We start from the raw sequence: 16546 nt of genomic DNA, 5'->3' as shown, positions 1-16546 counted from the left end.
TTGAAATGTGTTTTGAATAATAAATAACAACAGGAGATATGATTATGATAAGTCAGACTTTAAGAGATGCCAGAAGATACGAAGATGCAATGGCTCAGAATATTACACCTTTGGAGAGACCGGAATTTCATTTATCTCCAAAAGTTGGATGGATGAATGACCCCAATGGTTTTTCTTATTACAAAGACAAATTTCATTTATTTTACCAGTATTATCCATATGATTCCCAGTGGGGACCAATGCACTGGGGACATGCGGTAAGTGATGACCTTCTTCACTGGGAATACCTTCCGGCAGCCATTGCCCCGGACATGCCATATGATTATGTGGGATGTTTTTCAGGAAGTGCCATTACGCTTCCAGATGGAAAACAGCTTTTCATGTACACCAGTGTGCGAAAAGAAGCACAGCCGGATGGAGGTGTCCGCGACATACAGACACAAAGCCTTGCAGTTGGTGATGGAATGGACTATGAAAAGGATGTACGCAATCCGATTCTTACGGCAGAAGACATGCCGGAAAACAGCAGTCCCTTTGATTTCCGTGATCCGAAAATGTGGAAATGCGAGGATGGCACTTACCGCTGCGTGATCGTAAATGACAGAGCGGACGGAACAGGCGGCCGTATTCTTCTGTATAGAAGTGAGGATGGGTTTAACTGGGAGTTTGAATCCGTAATGCTTTCTAATGATGGCAGATTCGGAAAAATGTGGGAGTGCCCGGATTTCTTTACCCTGGATGGAAAAGACGTAGTACTCGTAAGCCCTCAGGATATGCTTCCAAAAGACTTTGAGTACCACAATGGTGACGGAACTCTTTGCCTGATTGGTAAATTTGATGAGGAGACCAAAACCTTTATCCCGGAAAAAGACCAGGCAGTGGACTATGGTATTGACTATTATGCAATGCAGACAGTGGAAGCACCAGACGGAAGAAGAATTATGATCGGCTGGATGCAGAACTGGGACACATGCGCGAATAACAGAATTCCGAAGGGGAAATGGTTTGGACAGATGAGCCTTCCGAGAGAGCTTTCCATTAAAGACGGCCGCCTGATCCAGAAACCGATTTGGGAAATTGAGAATCTTCGCACAAATAAGACAGAATATAAGAATGTTGCTTTTGAGGATGTAATTCGTCTGGATGGCGTAGATGGAAGATGTGTGGATATGGAAATCACCCTTCGCCCGGCAGATGCGCAGAATATCTATAAGAAGTTTGCAGTGCGTTTTGCCCAGAATGATACGTACCATACAGCAGTAAGCTTCCGCCCTTATGAATCCGTATTGAAAATTGACCGTAAGTTCTCCGGTTCCAGACGCGCAATTATCCATCAGAGAAGAAGCCTTGTGAATAGTGAAAATGGAGAAATTAAGCTTCGGCTGATCCTGGATCGCTTTAGTGCTGAGATTTTTGTAAATGATGGAGAACATGTGATGACTGCAACGATTTATACAGATCTGGAGGCAGATGGAATTTCCTTCTTTGCAGATGGCAAAGTGGAGATGGATGTTACAAAGTACGAGCTGAAGTTTTGAGAATTGCCAGTAGATACGAGGAGGATATAAAGTGAAGCAAAGAGAGAAAACAGATAAGATCTTTCAGGATCGTATGGCAAAGAAAACAGATGAATTACGCTGGCTGTACATGGAGCTTTATGGAAATGATTCCATGTTTTTCGAGTTATGCGATCAGCTGCACCGCTTCTATGAAGAACGAAGCAGCACATTGAAGGCACTGGATCAAAAGCGTGAAGCAGATCCGGGCTGGTATAAGAAAAATGACATGCTTGGCATGATGTTTTACATAGACAATTTTGCAGGAAACATGAAAGGTGTGGAAAGCAAGCTTGACTATCTGGAAAAAAACAACGTAAATTACATTCATCTGATGCCGTTTCTGGATACGCCGAAAGGCCGTTCTGATGGCGGTTATGCAGTGGCTGATTTCCGTAAAGTACAGGAAAATCTGGGAACGATGGATGATCTGGAGGCACTTGCCGGTGCCTGCCACAAAAAAGGCATCAGCCTGTGTATGGATTTTGTTATGAACCATACTTCGGAAGACCATGAATGGGCAAAAAAAGCCCGCCAGGGCGACGGGGAATATATGAGCCGTTATTTCTTCTACGACAATTCGTATATTCCATCCCTCTATGAGAAAACAGTGCCTCAGGTATTTCCGACCACAGCTCCGGGTAACTTTACCTGGCTGCCGGAAATCGGGCATTATGTAATGACCACCTTTTACCCCTATCAGTGGGATCTGAACTATGGAAATCCTCGGGTTTTCAATGAGATGATGTATAATTTCCTTTTCCTTGCAAACAAGGGAATTGATGTAATCCGAATTGATGCAGTTCCCTATATCTGGAAAGAGCTGAACACACCATGCCGGAATCTTCCGCAGGTACACACCATTGTGCGTATGATGCGCCTGATCAGCGAGATTGTATGCCCGGGAGTGATTCTTCTTGGAGAAGTAGTTATGGAGCCTGAAAAGGTTGTGCCATACTTTGGAACTGTAGAAAAACCGGAATGCCATATGCTTTACAATGTAACTACAATGGCAACTACATGGCATACCGTTGCCACCAGGGACGTGCGTCTTCTGAAAAAACAGCTTGATATTGTAAATGGTCTGCCGAAGGATTACGTATTCCTGAATTATCTGCGCTGCCACGATGATATTGGCTGGGGACTGGACTATGCCACACTTCAGCAGGAAGGCATTGAAGAACGTTCTCATAAGAAATATCTCAATGACTATTTCCAGGGCTTTGCAGGGGAGAGCAACAGCCGCGGAGTGCTTTACAATGAGGATCCGGTAACTGGAGATGCAAGATTCTGCGGAACCACCGCTTCCATGTGCGGTATTGAGAAGGCGGGATTTGAGAAAAACAAAGCGGCAATGGAAAAAGCAATCCAGCTGGATGTTATGCTTCATGCCTATATGTTCATGCAGTCAGGAATTCCTGTGATCTACAGTGGAGATGAAATCGGACAGGTAAATGATTATTCATACAAAAATGATCCGGACAAAGCACCGGATTCCCGATACATTCACAGAGGGGCTATGAATTGGGATCGCGCAGCCATGAGCGGCAACGCCAGAACTGTGGAGGGTAAATTGAACAAACGTCTGCTCCAGCTGGAAAAAATCCGCAAAACAGAGAAGGCATTTATGACAAATGCGGATACCTGGACTGTGGATACATGGGATAACAGTATTCTCTGCATTGGCCGTTATTATGAAGGAGAGAAAATTTACGGCCTGTTTAACTTCAGTGAATATGATAAGACCGCATGGATTAATGAACGTGATGGAATTTATAAGGATCTGATCACTGGACAGGAGATGGAGGCTGCAGGTGTAAATGTGCCTGCATATGGCTTCTTCTGGCTGAAAAAAATTAACTGATGAAGAAACACCCGGGAACAGAGGATTGTCTCTGTACTCCCGGGTGTTTTTTGTGAACAAAGTTCACAGAAAACATGAGGATTAAGTTTGCGCAGCAAATGCTACTTCTTGTGCTTGTCACAAGAAGGTTCGTCTTTCTGTGCATCGCGAAGCGTGTTACTGGTCGGTGTGAACAGTAAATCATAAACAGTAACAATCTCCACTGGTATATGGTTGACATTGCTTCATAGGACTGTTAAATTATATTTACATATCTTAATATTTTTGAACGGCTTGCTGACAAGAAAGGATAACCATATGATAAAGCGAGACTTAAAAGACAATTTTCAGATATCCATCAGCGGCCAGGACACCTGGTATGACATGAATGTGCCCGGCTCCGCCATGGAGACTTTTTGCAAAGAAGGAATTCTTCCGGATCCATATTATGGAATGAATGAGTACAAATGGACAGAATTCTGGAAAAATGATTTTGACATCAGAAGCGCTTTTTCTGTAAGCGCAGAAGAGATTGCCAGTGAGGAGATTCTTCTTACCTTTTACGGAATTGATACTGTGGCAGATGTCTTTTTAAATGGAAAGAAGCTTGGACATACTGAGAATATGCACCGCACCTGGGTCTACCAGGTGAAAGAGCTGGTAAAAGAAGGCGAGAACCTTCTGGAACTTCATATCGCCTCCCCGGTAAAATTCATTGAGACTTACAAGCCGGAGAAAGGAAGAGAGATTCATTTTACCAACACCGGAACTACCTCTGGAAGCCAGTACATTCGTAAAGCACACTCCATGTTCGGCTGGGATTGGGGCCCAAAGCTTCCAGATGCGGGACTTTTCCGCGGTGTGGAGCTCTGCTGCTTTGATACTGCAAGACTGGGCGAATCCCTGATCCGCCAGGAGCATATGGATGGAGCCGTGACACTTCATATTGGAAGTGAAATTGAGAAAGCAGATGGACAGGTTGTAAAAGCTGGAAATACTGCTATGCAGTCAAATGGAAATTCTGCAGCACAGCCAGAATCTGGCGGCAGCGCACAGCCCGGAGTCAGCGGCTTACAGCTTTTCTACGAACTCCGTGATCCATCCAGTGCTCTCATCTACACTGGCACCGACTCTGATATAAACGTAACAAACCCTGCTTTGTGGTGGCCAAACGGCTACGGCAAACAGCCTTTATACACCCTGACGATCCAGCTGAAAGCCGGCGAGACCGTTCTTGATACCAGGGAGTACCGCATCGGTCTCCGCACCGTCACGGTATCCCGTGAGGATGACCAGTGGGGCCAGGAATTTGCTATCATGGTAAACGGCGTAAAGATTTTTGCCCGAGGTGCAGATTATATTCCGGATGACTGCTTCTACCCAAGAATTACCAGAGAAATCCTGGAGCGCGATGTAAATGCCTGCGTATTTGCAAACTTTAACTGTCTTCGCGTATGGGGCGGCGGATATTACCCGTCCGACGAATTCTACGATCTCTGCGATGAATACGGAATTCTCCTTTGGGAAGATCTGATGTACGCCTGCAACATTTACGACGTAACACCGGAGTTTGCAGAGAATATTGCAATTGAAGCAAAAGACAATATCCTCCGTTTCCGCAATCATGCCTGCCTTGGCCTGATCTGTGGAAACAATGAGCTGGAATGTGCATGGACAGACTGGAAGGATGTCCAGGGACATGCACCGTCTCTTAAGAGAGACTACCTGTATCAGTTCGAATTCCTCCTTGCAGATGTGGTAAAAGAAAATGCACCAGATGCATTCTACTGGCCGTCTTCCCCGTCATCAGGAGGAAGCTTTGATAATCCATGTGATGAGAACCGCGGCGATTGCCATTACTGGGATGTATGGCATGGTCAGAAACCATTCAGTGAGTACATGAAGCACTATTTCCGTTTCTGCTCCGAGTTCGGCTTCCAGTCTCTTCCATCTATCAAGACAGTAGAGACCTTTACCGGGGAGAAAGACCGCAACCTTTTCTCCAGAGTTATGGAGAGCCATCAGAAAAATCCGGCGGCAAACGGTAAGATTCTATATTATTTATCTGAGACCTTCCGTTATCCGAAAGACCTGGAAAGCCTGATCTTTCTAAGCCAGATTCTTCAGGGATACGCCATGAAGGAAGCAACGGAGCATTGGAGAAGAAACCGCGGCAGATGTATGGGAAGTATTTACTGGCAGTTCAATGATAACTGGCCGGTTGCGTCCTGGTCCAGTATGGACTATTACGGAAGATACAAGGCCCTCCATTATATGGCAAAAGGCTTCTGCGACAATGTGGCAGGAAGCATTGAGAAAAAAGAGACTCACATAGGCTTCTGGATTTCAAACGAGACACTTGACCCGGTAACGGTAAAAGCGAAAATCGCGGTGAAAACACTGGACTTCCAGGTGATCGAGGAGCAGGAAGTATCCAAAGAAGTACCTGCACTCAGTGCGGAATGCCTGTTTGAGAAAGAATACAAGGAATTGATCGCAGGTCGTGATGACAGCGTATTCTTTGTTGTCGAATATGAGTATGAACAGAACGGACAGAAGGTTTCCAAGAAAGAATTCGAGACATTTGTTCCAGTCAAATATCTGGAACTGAAAGATCCTGCATTTAAGGTAACTGAGAATGCAGACGGAAGCGTTTCCATTCAGACAGATACTTTTGTTCCGTATTGCATGCTGGAGGGAATCAGCGCGGATACCATCTGGAACGAGAATGTGGTTGCATTTACAGACAAGGAAGCAGTCACACTTGTGCCGGTAGAAAACCAGAAGATTTCCAGAGACGGCGTTCGGATTTACGATATTTATCATACATATCATTAATAAAATGATATGAGTGTCAAAAGGTCTTTTGACACTCATTTGATACCCGGATTGCTACGCAGCTACGCTGCTCCCGCAATCCTCCAAATATTCGAAATCCGCAACAAAACGTCAGATACGTAATTTTTGCTGGTAGACAGAGGTTTGTAGAATTAAGCAAAAGTAAAAATAGAGCGATCACATAAAATGTTACGATACATAGATCAACCAATCAGGAGAATCGAAACACGCATTTAAAAAATTCTCCCCTACATAATAGAGAAAGGAATTACACCATGGGATTTAAGAAAGATTTTATCTGGGGCGGTGCAACCGCTTCCTATCAGGTAGAAGGCGCAGCTTATGAGGACGGAAAAGGTCTGAACATCTGGGATATTTTCTGCAAAGACGGCGGACACATTTATGAGAACCAGACGGGTGATGCAGCCTGCGACCAGTATCACCGCTACAAAGAAGACGTTCAGATCATGAAAGAAATGGGCATGAAAGCATACCGCTTTTCTCTTTCCTGGGCGCGCATCATGCCGGAAGGCACAGGCACAGTCAATGAAAAAGGTCTGAAATACTACGACAACCTGATCAATGAACTTCTGGACAACGGAATTGAGCCATTTGTTACCTTATATCACTGGGATCTTCCATACGCACTTCATTTACAGGGCGGCTGGATGAATCCAAATTCTCCATCCTGGTTTTACGAGTATGCAAAAGTAGTGGCAGAGCATTTCTCAGACAGAGTAAAGAATTTCTTCACCATCAATGAGCCGCAGTGCATAGTTGGCCTTGGATATCAGACCGGTGAGCATGCACCAGGCCTGAAGGTTGGCCCATCCGATTATTTCCGTATCTGGCACAACGTACTGAAAGCCCATGGACGTGCAGTAGAAGCGCTTCGTGAGTTCAGCAAACAGCCTGTAAAGATCAGTATGGCACCATGTGGAGCCCTTTATGTTCCGGAAACAAACAAGCCGGAAGATATTGAAGCCGCAAGAAAAGCAAACTTCAGTCTCCCGGAGAACTCCATCGGAGCCTGCAGCTGGGACGTTGCTCTTTGCTGTGATCCGGTTTATCTGGGACAGTATCCAGAGGATATTCTGAAAGAATTTGGACAGTTTTTCCCGAAAGTAACAGATGCCGATATGAAGCTGATTTCACAGCCACTTGATTTTTTTGGACAGAACATTTACAATGCCGTAACTGTTCGTGCCGGTGAGGATGGAAAAGCAGTCCGCGCAGCACGTTACGATGGTTTTCCACAGACTGCAATTGGCTGGCCGGTAACTCCGGAGGTTCTGTACTGGGCGCCAAAATTTATGCAGGAGCGTTATAAGAAGCCGTTTATGATCACAGAGAATGGCATGGCTTCCCATGATTGGGTAGGTGTGGACGGAAAGGTTCACGACCAGGCCCGTGTAGATTTTATGGCTCGTTATCTTGGCGCTTACAAGCGCGCAGCTGAGGACGGTGTGGATCTGGCAGGATATTTCGCATGGTCCGTAATGGACAATTTCGAGTGGGTATACGGATATTCCCAGAGATTCGGACTTGTTTATACAGACTACAATACACAGAAGCGGACCTGGAAGGATTCCGCATATTTCTACAAAAATATTATCGAAACAAACGGAGAAAATCTGTAATTCAGGAGGTTGACCATGGCAAATCAGAGGGGCAGAAAGAAAAGTATAGCAGCAGTTTTTACTGGTTGAAAAAGCAGTAGAAAACGTATATAGAAACAACTAAAAACCTTAAGTGTTTGAGAGGATACACATATGTTTGAGAATAATCTGTGGAATATAGAACCAGTTGGCAGACCGGAGAACACCATCCAGGGTGATAAATACCGCTTTACCCTGCTGACTCCCTGTCTGATCCGAATGGAATACAGGGAAGACGGCAAATTCGAAGACCGTCCTACCCAGGTTGTGTGGAACCGTAAATTTGATCCGGTAGACTTCCGTGTGGAAAAGAAAGGGGAAGGCTTCGAGCTTTTTACCAGTAGAATGCATGTTACTTACGCTGGCGGACCTTTTACCAAAAACAGTCTGAACTTAAACGCAGTAGGCGGTCAGAACGCCTTTGGTGCAGTATGGTATTATGGGGAAAAAGGCGACAATCTTGGCGGAACCGCAAGAACCTTGGATGGGGTAGATGGGGAATGCCAGCTTCAGGAGGGAATTATGTCCAGAAGCGGCTGTTCTCAGATTGATGACAGCCATTCTCTGGTTCTGGATGAAAACGGCTGGACTCAGGTGCGCACAGGAGATGGGGTGGACATTTATGTTTTCGCTTATGGAAATGATTACAAAGAAGCTTTGAATGATTTTTACCGTCTCACCGGCAAAACTCCTATGCTCCCAAGATATGCCCTTGGAAACTGGTGGAGCCGTTATTACGCTTACACAGAAGACAGCTACAAGGCACTTGTAACCCGCTTTGAGAAAGAGAAGATCCCATTTTCTGTTGGTGTTCTGGACATGGACTGGCATCTGGTAGAGGAAGTGGATCCAAAATATGGCAGCGGCTGGACCGGATATACCTGGAACAAAAAGTACTATCCGGATCCGGAGCGTTTTATGAACTGGCTTCATGACCATGGAATGAAAATCTCTGTAAACCTTCATCCGGCTGGTGGAATCCGCGCCTTCGAGGAAGCATATCCGGCTATGGCGAAGGAGCTGGGAGATGTAGATACCGAACACGAAGCTCCCATCGATTTTGACATCACAAGCCGCAAATTCCTGGAAGCATATTTTAAATGTGTACTTCATCCAGAGGAAAACAAAGGCGTTGATTTCTGGTGGATTGACTGGCAGCAGGGCAATATCACGAAGGTCCCCGGTCTGGATCCTCTGTGGATGCTGAACCACTATCATTACCTGGACAATGCCCGCGATGGAAAACGTCCTCTTACTTTTTCCAGATATGCAGGACCTGGTTCACACAGATATCCAGTAGGCTTCTCCGGTGATAGTATCGTAACCTGGGAGTCCCTGAATTTCCAGCCTTATTTTACCAGCACAGCTTCCAATATTGGATATGGCTGGTGGAGTCACGATATCGGCGGACATATGTTTGGCTATCGTGACAATGAGTTGGCACTTCGCTGGGTACAGCTTGGCGTATTTTCCCCAATTAACCGTCTGCACAGCAGCAAGAATGAGTTTATGGGAAAAGAACCGTGGCAGTTCCCTATGGAGATCGGTGAGGTCATGAAGGAGTTCTTAAGACTCCGTCACCAGATGCTTCCGTATCTGTATACCATGAACCACAGAGCATATAAAGAGAACACGCCTCTGATCCTGCCAATGTACTACACATATCCGGCAGAGCAGGTGGCTTACACAGTGAAGAATGAATATGAGTATGGAACCGCATTTATTGTAGCACCTGTTACGGAGAAATCTGTCCAGGGCGTTGGAAGAGCCAGGACTCATGTATGGCTGCCAGAGGGTACTTACATTGATTTCTTCACAGGTCTGGTATATTCCGGCGACAGAGAGATGGATATGTACCGTGACCTTCATTCCATACCGGTTCTGGCAAAAGCAGGTGCCATTGTGCCGATGACTGAGGAAATATTTGGACAGGAAGCAGACAGAAATCCGGAAACTATGACCATCCGTGTATACGGCGGTGCAGACGGCAGCTTCCAGCTTTACGAAGACGACAACGAGTCCAACGCTTACCTGAAAGACGAGTGCGTTCTCACAGACATGGATCTGAAGTGGAGTACTGGCCGCTTCGTCATCCAAAAGGCAGCAGGCAGGCTGGAACTGATCCCGCAGAAGAGAACCTGGACTGTAGAGTTCTGGGGTGTGAAGGACACTGAGGTTACCGTCGAAGTGGAAGGTACAGTGGTAGAAGCTTCTAAAGAGTATGATGAAGCACTTGGCTGCCTGAAGGTAAGTGTTCCGGAAGCTTCTGTAACATCTGAAATCATCATTACTCTGGGAATTCCGGCGCTGCGTGAGAATGATGTGAAAGCTCAGGTATTTAACCTTCTCAACCAGGCTGAAATCCCATACATGGAGAAAGTAGCTATCATGGAAATCCTGGACAAGAAGATTTCCAATGCCGCCAAACTCACCCAGCTTACCGCAATGCATCCGGAAGAAGGAATTGTGGGAGCAGTGGGAGAGATTTTGACTGCGATAGAGTAATATATAGAACATTAAAGACAGTAAAAAGCCCGGGAGTATTTGCTCCCGGGTGTTTTAATAAGCTGTTATTTAAGGGGAAAACAGTCAGTATACAGCATTGAAGTATTTTTCAATCTGTTGAGCATTTAAAATCAGCAGTAAATTTCAGGCGGAATCTGTGCAAAGGGAATCACATCGGGCTGCCTGTCAGGGTGATCTGCGATGATCTTCTCCATCCAGACCATATTGTACCAACGCCCGAACTTGTAAGCACATTTGTGAAATTCCCCTACCATGGAATACCCCAGATGCTGATGAAACTGAATGCTGTTATGGTTCAGATATTCGTCATCCACTACAGGACTGGCGATGCAGGCATTCAGATTGGTCATATTCTGGGCGGCAAGCGCTTTTTCCAGAGAAGCGTAAAGCGCCTTGCCGATTCCGGATTTCCTTTCGGATTCTCTTACATAGATGGAAGTTTCCACAGACCAGGCATAGGCAGCCCGGGCGTGGAGCGGTCCTGCGTAGGCGTAGCCTGCGATTTCGGTACATGCACTGCAGTCCGCTTCATCCTTGATGCCTGGTGCGGAGCTGTTTATTCCCCGTTCGGCTACAAGATAAGGATAATGCTGTAGTGTGTGTGCAATTCGCTTCCGGAATTCTTCTACAGAGGGAACTTTATATTCGAAGGTAATTGCAGTGTGCTTTACATAAGGTGCATAAATGGAAAGGAGCGCCTCTGCATCCTCTGGGGCTGCCGGGCGGATAGTAACTGGTAATGACATGGCAGGATTCCTCCTTTGTAGTTGCAAACGAAAATTTTAGCTGTATTATAGCACATATGATGAAGTGCAGTCTTATTTTCGTAAATTTCGTTTTAGAGCATGTTTGAAAAAGGCTTTCTGCAAGATGTGCGTCACAATTTGTGGGAGATTGCGGGAATGATTTTTCAAACACGCTCTAGCAGATTTTCAGCATGTTTTCCAGAGCAAACAGTTTATCAGCAGCAAGTAAATCTTCAAACGCATTCAGGTTCAGATCCGAATGCTCCAGCTCTCTGGAGAAACGGTAACAAATATCTATCTGGTCTTCCAGACAGAACACCCGTCCGTTTTTCAGGTAAGCTCCCATATCCAGCTCATGGATCAGCAGGGTGCAGACCACAGCCATTTTTACCTTGGCGAAAACTTCGCCGTCGTAAACAGCACCGCAGAAATATGTGTAAATCCAATACACAAGCAGCTGCTCTTCCTGAATATTCCAGTCCGGGTAAGCCTTTTCAAAGTCGGCACGGTTCTGAGAGTAAACGGAGGTGGGGGAAACGCCGGAAGCTTCTGCGCTGCCATAAAGCGCCTGCAAATTTTTTTTCAGAAATTCCTGCCAGCCCGGTCTGAGAACCTCCATTCTGGGAACAACCGCCTTCCACATGGTCTTCAGAAGTTCATCTGGCGCAGCCTTTTTATTCATATGCTTCTGCACCTTGGAGGTAAAGGCTTCGCCATATCCGGAGGCTTTATGGCGCTCCCGGATCTCTTCCCATTTGAAAAGCTGGTTCCGGTCTACACAGCGCTGGAAATCACTGGCTGCAGCCAGTATCTTCCACATACGAAGCCGCATGGGAATCTGCCGGTTCTGCAGCACATCAAGAAAGTATTCCCTGGTATCTTCAAGGGCAGTGAAAAGCATATAGTCAAAATCATCATAAAATTCTTCTGGGGAGGGAACCACCGCTGTCTGGAAGGTTACCTTTTCCCTTTTGCCAAGCAAAATCCTGGCTGCCTCCGGACAGGAAAGAGACAGGGAATATTCCCGCAGACCTTCAAATTCTTCGATGTGCCGCGGATATTTCCGACAGGTATCGCAAAGCATTCGTTTTCCAACCTCGCTGTAGATGTCGCAAAGGCTGTCCTCATTTAAAAATGCACACCGCTTCTCATACTGACGGAAAACCTTCTCCTTCCAGTCAATATCATTATGAAGGCGATTCCGGAAAGTACCCTTCACACGCTTATATTTTTTCAGGCTTTTGTCGTCAATGACGATCTGCCAGCCGGCACAGCAGGTGTCGGGACAGGCACCTGCAATACAGGAAAACTCTTTATAATAATCAGGTCTTGTAATCTCCATAAAAAACCTCCTGGTAACAGTGATCAGTATATTTCAAATACAACTATTGTAACGGTATTTCAAAGCTGTGTAAATCCTCTGGACAAAAAAGTTATAGATGGTTGACATTAATGCGGCGGACTGTTAAACTCATATAGGTAAAGGTAGGATCAGAAAGAACTTAGGTAGCTATTGACCAGTCCGCGAACGATAGCTTTCTGATACCTGTACTGCGATAATTAAATCTTGACAGTTCTGTTGAAAATTCCAAAACAAATCAAGAATTTCAGACCGAAGAAAAATTCACATGAAACGACAGAAATATCAGGACATGATAGCACCCATATTATAAAAGCTGTCAGCTTAACAGTAAAACGGAAACTGGCGTGGGGGGGGGTACCTGCACCAGCAAGGGAAATTATAAAATGAGTGAAGTTATAATTAAACAAAAGATTCTTATAGCGGATGATTCAGAAATGAACCGCGAACTTTTAGCTGCAATTCTGGAAGAGGAATATGAGATCATACAGGTGAACGACGGTGTGCAGGCAGTTGACTGCCTTCAGAGGCATGCCGAGGAGATTTCCCTGCTTCTTCTGGATATTGTTATGCCCCACATGGATGGTTTCGAGGTTCTTTCTTATATGAATAAAGAACACTGGATTGATTCTATTCCGGTTGTGATTATTTCGTCAGAAAATTCACCTATTTACATAAAACGTGGGTATGATCTGGGCGCCACTGATTTTATCGGAAAGCCCTTTGATGCAAATATGGTATTACGCCGTTCGGCCAATGCCATACTTCTGGGAGCCAAGCAGCGCCGGATGACCAGTATTGTTTCCAATCAGATTTACGAGAGAGAAAAAAGCAGCAAGCTGATGATCAATATCCTCTCTCATATAGTGGAGTTCCGCAATGGGGAGAGCGGACTTCATGTGCTGCACATTCAGACAATCACAGAAATGCTGCTTCGCCAGTTGGTTCAGAAGGAAAATAACAGATATGCCCTGAGCAAGGAACAGATCCGGATGATTACCACAGCCTCAGCGCTTCATGACATTGGCAAGATCAGTATTCCGGATGAAATCCTGAATAAGCCAGGCAGACTTACAGCCGAAGAATTTGCAGTAATAAAGGGACATTCCATGGCAGGTGCCAATATGCTGTCAGAACTGCCTCTTGACCAGAAGGAGGAGCCTCTTGTCAAGACTGCATACGAGATCTGCCGCTGGCATCATGAACGCTACGATGGAGGCGGATATCCGGATGGATTAAAAGGGGAAGAAATCCCTGTTTCAGCACAGGTTGTGGCGTTAGCTGACGTGTATGACGCATTGACCAGTGAGAGATGCTATAAAGATGCTTATTCTCATGAAAAAGCCATCGAGATGATACTGGCGGGACAGTGTGGTGCATTTAATCCACTGATGCTGGAGTGCCTTCTGGATATTTCTTCTTCCCTGAAGAAAAAAATGGGCTATAAATCCAAGGAAAGGTATGAACAGACAGACCTTTCTGATATTGCCAGCAGATTTCACGATTTTGAGATGGATTCCTCGGAGAAAATTGTGCAGCAGCTGGAATTTGAGAGAATGCGCCATAATTTCCTGGCAGAGGGCAGCAGAAATATTATTTTTACTTATACCATTTCACCGCCGCTACTCACCTTTAACCAGGCTGGCTGCAAACGAAGCGGGATTACAGAACCTTCATTTTCCCCATTGCAGAGCGGTGTGCTGACGGATCTTGTGGAGGAGCAATCCCTGAAACGGCTTATCCGGAAGATTACCCAGGCTACCAGGGAAATGCCGGATGTGACAAGTAATATTTTTCTCAAAGATGGAAAAGGTCCCTGCCATTACAGATGTGAATGCAGGGTGATCTGGGCAGATGGTGACCAAAAAGGCTATACAGGCGTTGTTGGAAAGCTGACAGATATTACAGATGACTATATGGTTATGGAAACTGTCCGGGAGGAAGGCTTGAAAGTCCTGAAAAAAGACCGTAGTGCAGAATTTTCCAGTTTTTATGACCGGTTTAAGAAATGCGGCTTTTCTACAGATGGAACGGAAGCGTGGCTTCTGCTTCAGTATCTGCAGATTTCCTATGATCTGGTCCGGTATGTAGATCCTACAACGAATAAGGTTATCCATATAGAAAAAGATGGAAAAATGTGGGAGAGTGAAACTACCTGCTCAGACATATGGAATTGTCTGGAAAAATGCAGCAACTGTATTTCCAGGCTCAGCATGCAGACCAGGAAGCGTATGACAAAGCTTGAGGTTGCAGGGGATGATCCATATCAGGTGGTATCCATGTATGTGGAGATTGACGGGAAACCCTGCTGTCTGGAAATGGCTTCCAGGATAGATGGTGATTTTATGCCTGATGGGTATTCCAGGGAGGAGATCTTGTCATCTGTAAGGATTCATAAGGAGAAGATTTATATAGATCCGGTAACCGGAGTTTATAATAAACGCTATTATGTGGAGAAGCTGAGCAAGATGGACAATGTAGCAGCTCTTATGTTTGCAGATATTAAGAACTTTAAAAAAATTAACGAGAATTTCGGACATCAGGCTGGAGATGATGTGCTTCGCCAGGTGGCTGGTGTGCTTCGGGATGCTGCGGCTGGCAAAGGCGATGTGCTCAGATATTCCGGAGATGATTTTGTGACAGTATTTTTTAAGGTTACGGAAGAGGAGCTTTCCGAAATCCAGAAGGAAATGTGCAGAAGAGTAGAGGCTCTGAGGTTTCCGGAGCTGCCTGGAGTGCAGCTGAAGCTTGTTACTGCCGGTACCAGTATACCGGGCAGGGTAGAGGAAATGCTGGAGCAGGTAAGAATATAAAAAGAAAGTCCCGGCGGGCAAAACCGCTCGGGACTTTTGTTATTTCCTAAGTGCGTTTGATTTTCCAAACAGGCTCTGGAATGCAATATTTACAGAATATCTCTTCTCTTAATGTATCCAGGAAGTGCCGGATCTGAGACAACCTCCTTCACATGAAGGATTTTGACCATCTTGTCTACTACCTGGTTCTCTACATGTACGCCCTCACCAATTTCAGCACCGGAAAGAACTACACTGTTTTTGATCACGGCATTCTTGTGAATAATGCAGCCACGGCCGAGAATGGAATTCTCAATGGTTCCCTCCACCTGACAGCCGTTGGAAACGACAGAGTTGCGGATCTGGGCGGTTTCATAATAGTGAGTCGGACAGGAATCATTGGTACGGGTATAAATTGGCCATTCCGGATCGAAAAGTGTCTGTGCAGCCTTGATATCGATCAGATCCATATTGGCGTTGTAATAGCTCTGGAAATCTGTGATGGAAGCGAAGAAGCCGCGGTGGGAAACTCCTCTTACATCCAGCTCATTATGCAGCTCATTGATAATGTCTGCAAGAGTAAAGGCTGAAGAAATTGCCTTTGCCTTGCGGATCAGCTCGATAAACAGATCCTTCTTCATAATGTAAGTGTCCATGAAAATATTGCGGTTCTTGGCATTTCCGTGGTTTGGCTCAATGGAGAGCACACCCTTCTGCTTGTTCAGATTCAGGATATTACAGTTCAGATAAGCATCCTTCGCATTGTCTACTGCGTGATAAAGCAAGGTAATGTCAGCCTCAGACTGGATATGCTGCTCGATCAGCTTGGAAAAATCAGCAGTATAAACCATGTAATCTGGTGTGATTACCACATATGGATGATGCATTTCTTCGATGCATTCCATATTTTCGTAATAGGAAGCAATATCGGTGTTATAGATATTGTTTCTCTGGTCGCTGTCAGTGAAAAGAACCTGCAGCCGTCCGCTCTTTGAGTTAATGTTATAATGACGTCCGGTGCCGATATGAGAAACCAGAGTTCTTGGTTTCTCTTTCACGTAGACCTGAATGCGGTCAATGCCGCTGTTGCTCAGGTTGGAAATCGGGAAGTCGACCATACGGTATCTGCCCAGGAATGAGAAAGCTCCGATTGGACGGTAGTCCTCAAGTCCCTCTACACGGATGTTTCTGGATGATGAGTTTACAATTCCAAATGCTTTATACATA

At 45.5% G+C, this 16546-nt stretch carries 9 protein-coding genes; 6 read left to right on the top strand and 3 right to left on the bottom strand.

Annotated features, from left to right (window positions below):
* Positions 1-44: 44 nt before the first annotated feature.
* The 5 genes from I2D69_RS01885 to I2D69_RS01865 all read left to right on the top strand — a co-directional run bounded on the left by I2D69_RS01885 (position 45) and on the right by I2D69_RS01865 (position 10400).
* Positions 45-1538: a glycoside hydrolase family 32 protein gene (locus I2D69_RS01885; protein WP_173716090.1), complete on the top strand. Its 1494-nt coding sequence runs from the start codon at positions 45-47 to the stop codon at positions 1536-1538.
* 73 nt (positions 1539-1611) lie between these two features.
* The gene (locus I2D69_RS01880; protein ID WP_173716134.1) at positions 1612-3420 is read left to right on the top strand and encodes an amylosucrase; all 1809 of its coding nucleotides are present in this window, start codon (positions 1612-1614) and stop codon (positions 3418-3420) included.
* 297 nt (positions 3421-3717) lie between these two features.
* Positions 3718-6237: a glycoside hydrolase family 2 protein gene (locus tag I2D69_RS01875; protein WP_195379307.1), complete on the top strand. Its 2520-nt coding sequence runs from the start codon at positions 3718-3720 to the stop codon at positions 6235-6237.
* A gap of 275 nt (positions 6238-6512) precedes the next feature.
* Positions 6513-7877, top strand: coding sequence for a GH1 family beta-glucosidase (locus I2D69_RS01870; protein WP_195379306.1), 1365 nt, complete (start codon positions 6513-6515; stop codon positions 7875-7877).
* A gap of 132 nt (positions 7878-8009) precedes the next feature.
* Positions 8010-10400, top strand: coding sequence for a glycoside hydrolase family 31 protein (locus I2D69_RS01865; protein ID WP_195379305.1), 2391 nt, complete (start codon positions 8010-8012; stop codon positions 10398-10400).
* Between the two features lie 131 nt (positions 10401-10531).
* On the opposite strand, the gene I2D69_RS01860 is transcribed toward I2D69_RS01865, so the two are convergent.
* Positions 10532-11167, bottom strand: a complete 636-nt coding sequence (locus I2D69_RS01860) for a GNAT family N-acetyltransferase (RefSeq protein ID WP_148463176.1) — start codon at positions 11165-11167, stop codon at positions 10532-10534.
* 175 nt (positions 11168-11342) lie between these two features.
* Positions 11343-12509, bottom strand: a complete 1167-nt coding sequence (gene fliB, locus I2D69_RS01855; protein WP_148463175.1) for a flagellin lysine-N-methylase — start codon at positions 12507-12509, stop codon at positions 11343-11345.
* 404 nt (positions 12510-12913) lie between these two features.
* On the opposite strand from fliB, the gene I2D69_RS01850 reads away from it, so the two are divergent.
* A complete protein-coding gene (locus I2D69_RS01850) occupies positions 12914-15340 on the top strand; it encodes a diguanylate cyclase (RefSeq protein WP_195379304.1) in 2427 nt (808 codons plus the stop codon).
* Positions 15341-15429: 89 nt separating this feature from the next.
* On the opposite strand, the gene glgD is transcribed toward I2D69_RS01850, so the two are convergent.
* Entirely contained in the window at positions 15430-16545 is a 1116-nt protein-coding gene (gene glgD / locus I2D69_RS01845) for a glucose-1-phosphate adenylyltransferase subunit GlgD (RefSeq protein ID WP_118581927.1), read from the bottom strand.
* Position 16546 lies beyond the last annotated feature (1 nt).

The sequence above is a fragment of the Ruminococcus sp. D54t1_190329_F1 genome (assembly GCF_015551645.1).
Taxonomy (GTDB): Bacteria; Bacillota; Clostridia; order Lachnospirales; family Lachnospiraceae; genus Blautia_A; species Blautia_A faecis.
The sequence above is the reverse complement of the archived record's forward strand: the minus strand, read 5'-3'. Positions and strand labels throughout refer to the sequence as shown.

Excerpts from the sequence above, each read along its gene's own strand:
- I2D69_RS01885 (WP_173716090.1), top strand. The coding sequence starts at position 45 with ATGATAAGTCAGACTTTAAGAGATGCCAGAAGATACGAAGATGCAATG.
- I2D69_RS01880 (WP_173716134.1), top strand. The coding sequence starts at position 1,612 with ATGGCAAAGAAAACAGATGAATTACGCTGGCTGTACATGGAGCTTTAT.
- I2D69_RS01875 (WP_195379307.1), top strand. The coding sequence starts at position 3,718 with ATGATAAAGCGAGACTTAAAAGACAATTTTCAGATATCCATCAGCGGC.
- I2D69_RS01870 (WP_195379306.1), top strand. The coding sequence starts at position 6,513 with ATGGGATTTAAGAAAGATTTTATCTGGGGCGGTGCAACCGCTTCCTAT.
- I2D69_RS01865 (WP_195379305.1), top strand. The coding sequence starts at position 8,010 with ATGTTTGAGAATAATCTGTGGAATATAGAACCAGTTGGCAGACCGGAG.
- I2D69_RS01860 (WP_148463176.1), bottom strand. The coding sequence starts at position 11,167 with ATGTCATTACCAGTTACTATCCGCCCGGCAGCCCCAGAGGATGCAGAG.
- fliB (WP_148463175.1), bottom strand. The coding sequence starts at position 12,509 with ATGGAGATTACAAGACCTGATTATTATAAAGAGTTTTCCTGTATTGCA.
- I2D69_RS01850 (WP_195379304.1), top strand. The coding sequence starts at position 12,914 with ATGAGTGAAGTTATAATTAAACAAAAGATTCTTATAGCGGATGATTCA.
- glgD (WP_118581927.1), bottom strand. The coding sequence starts at position 16,545 with ATGTATAAAGCATTTGGAATTGTAAACTCATCATCCAGAAACATCCGT.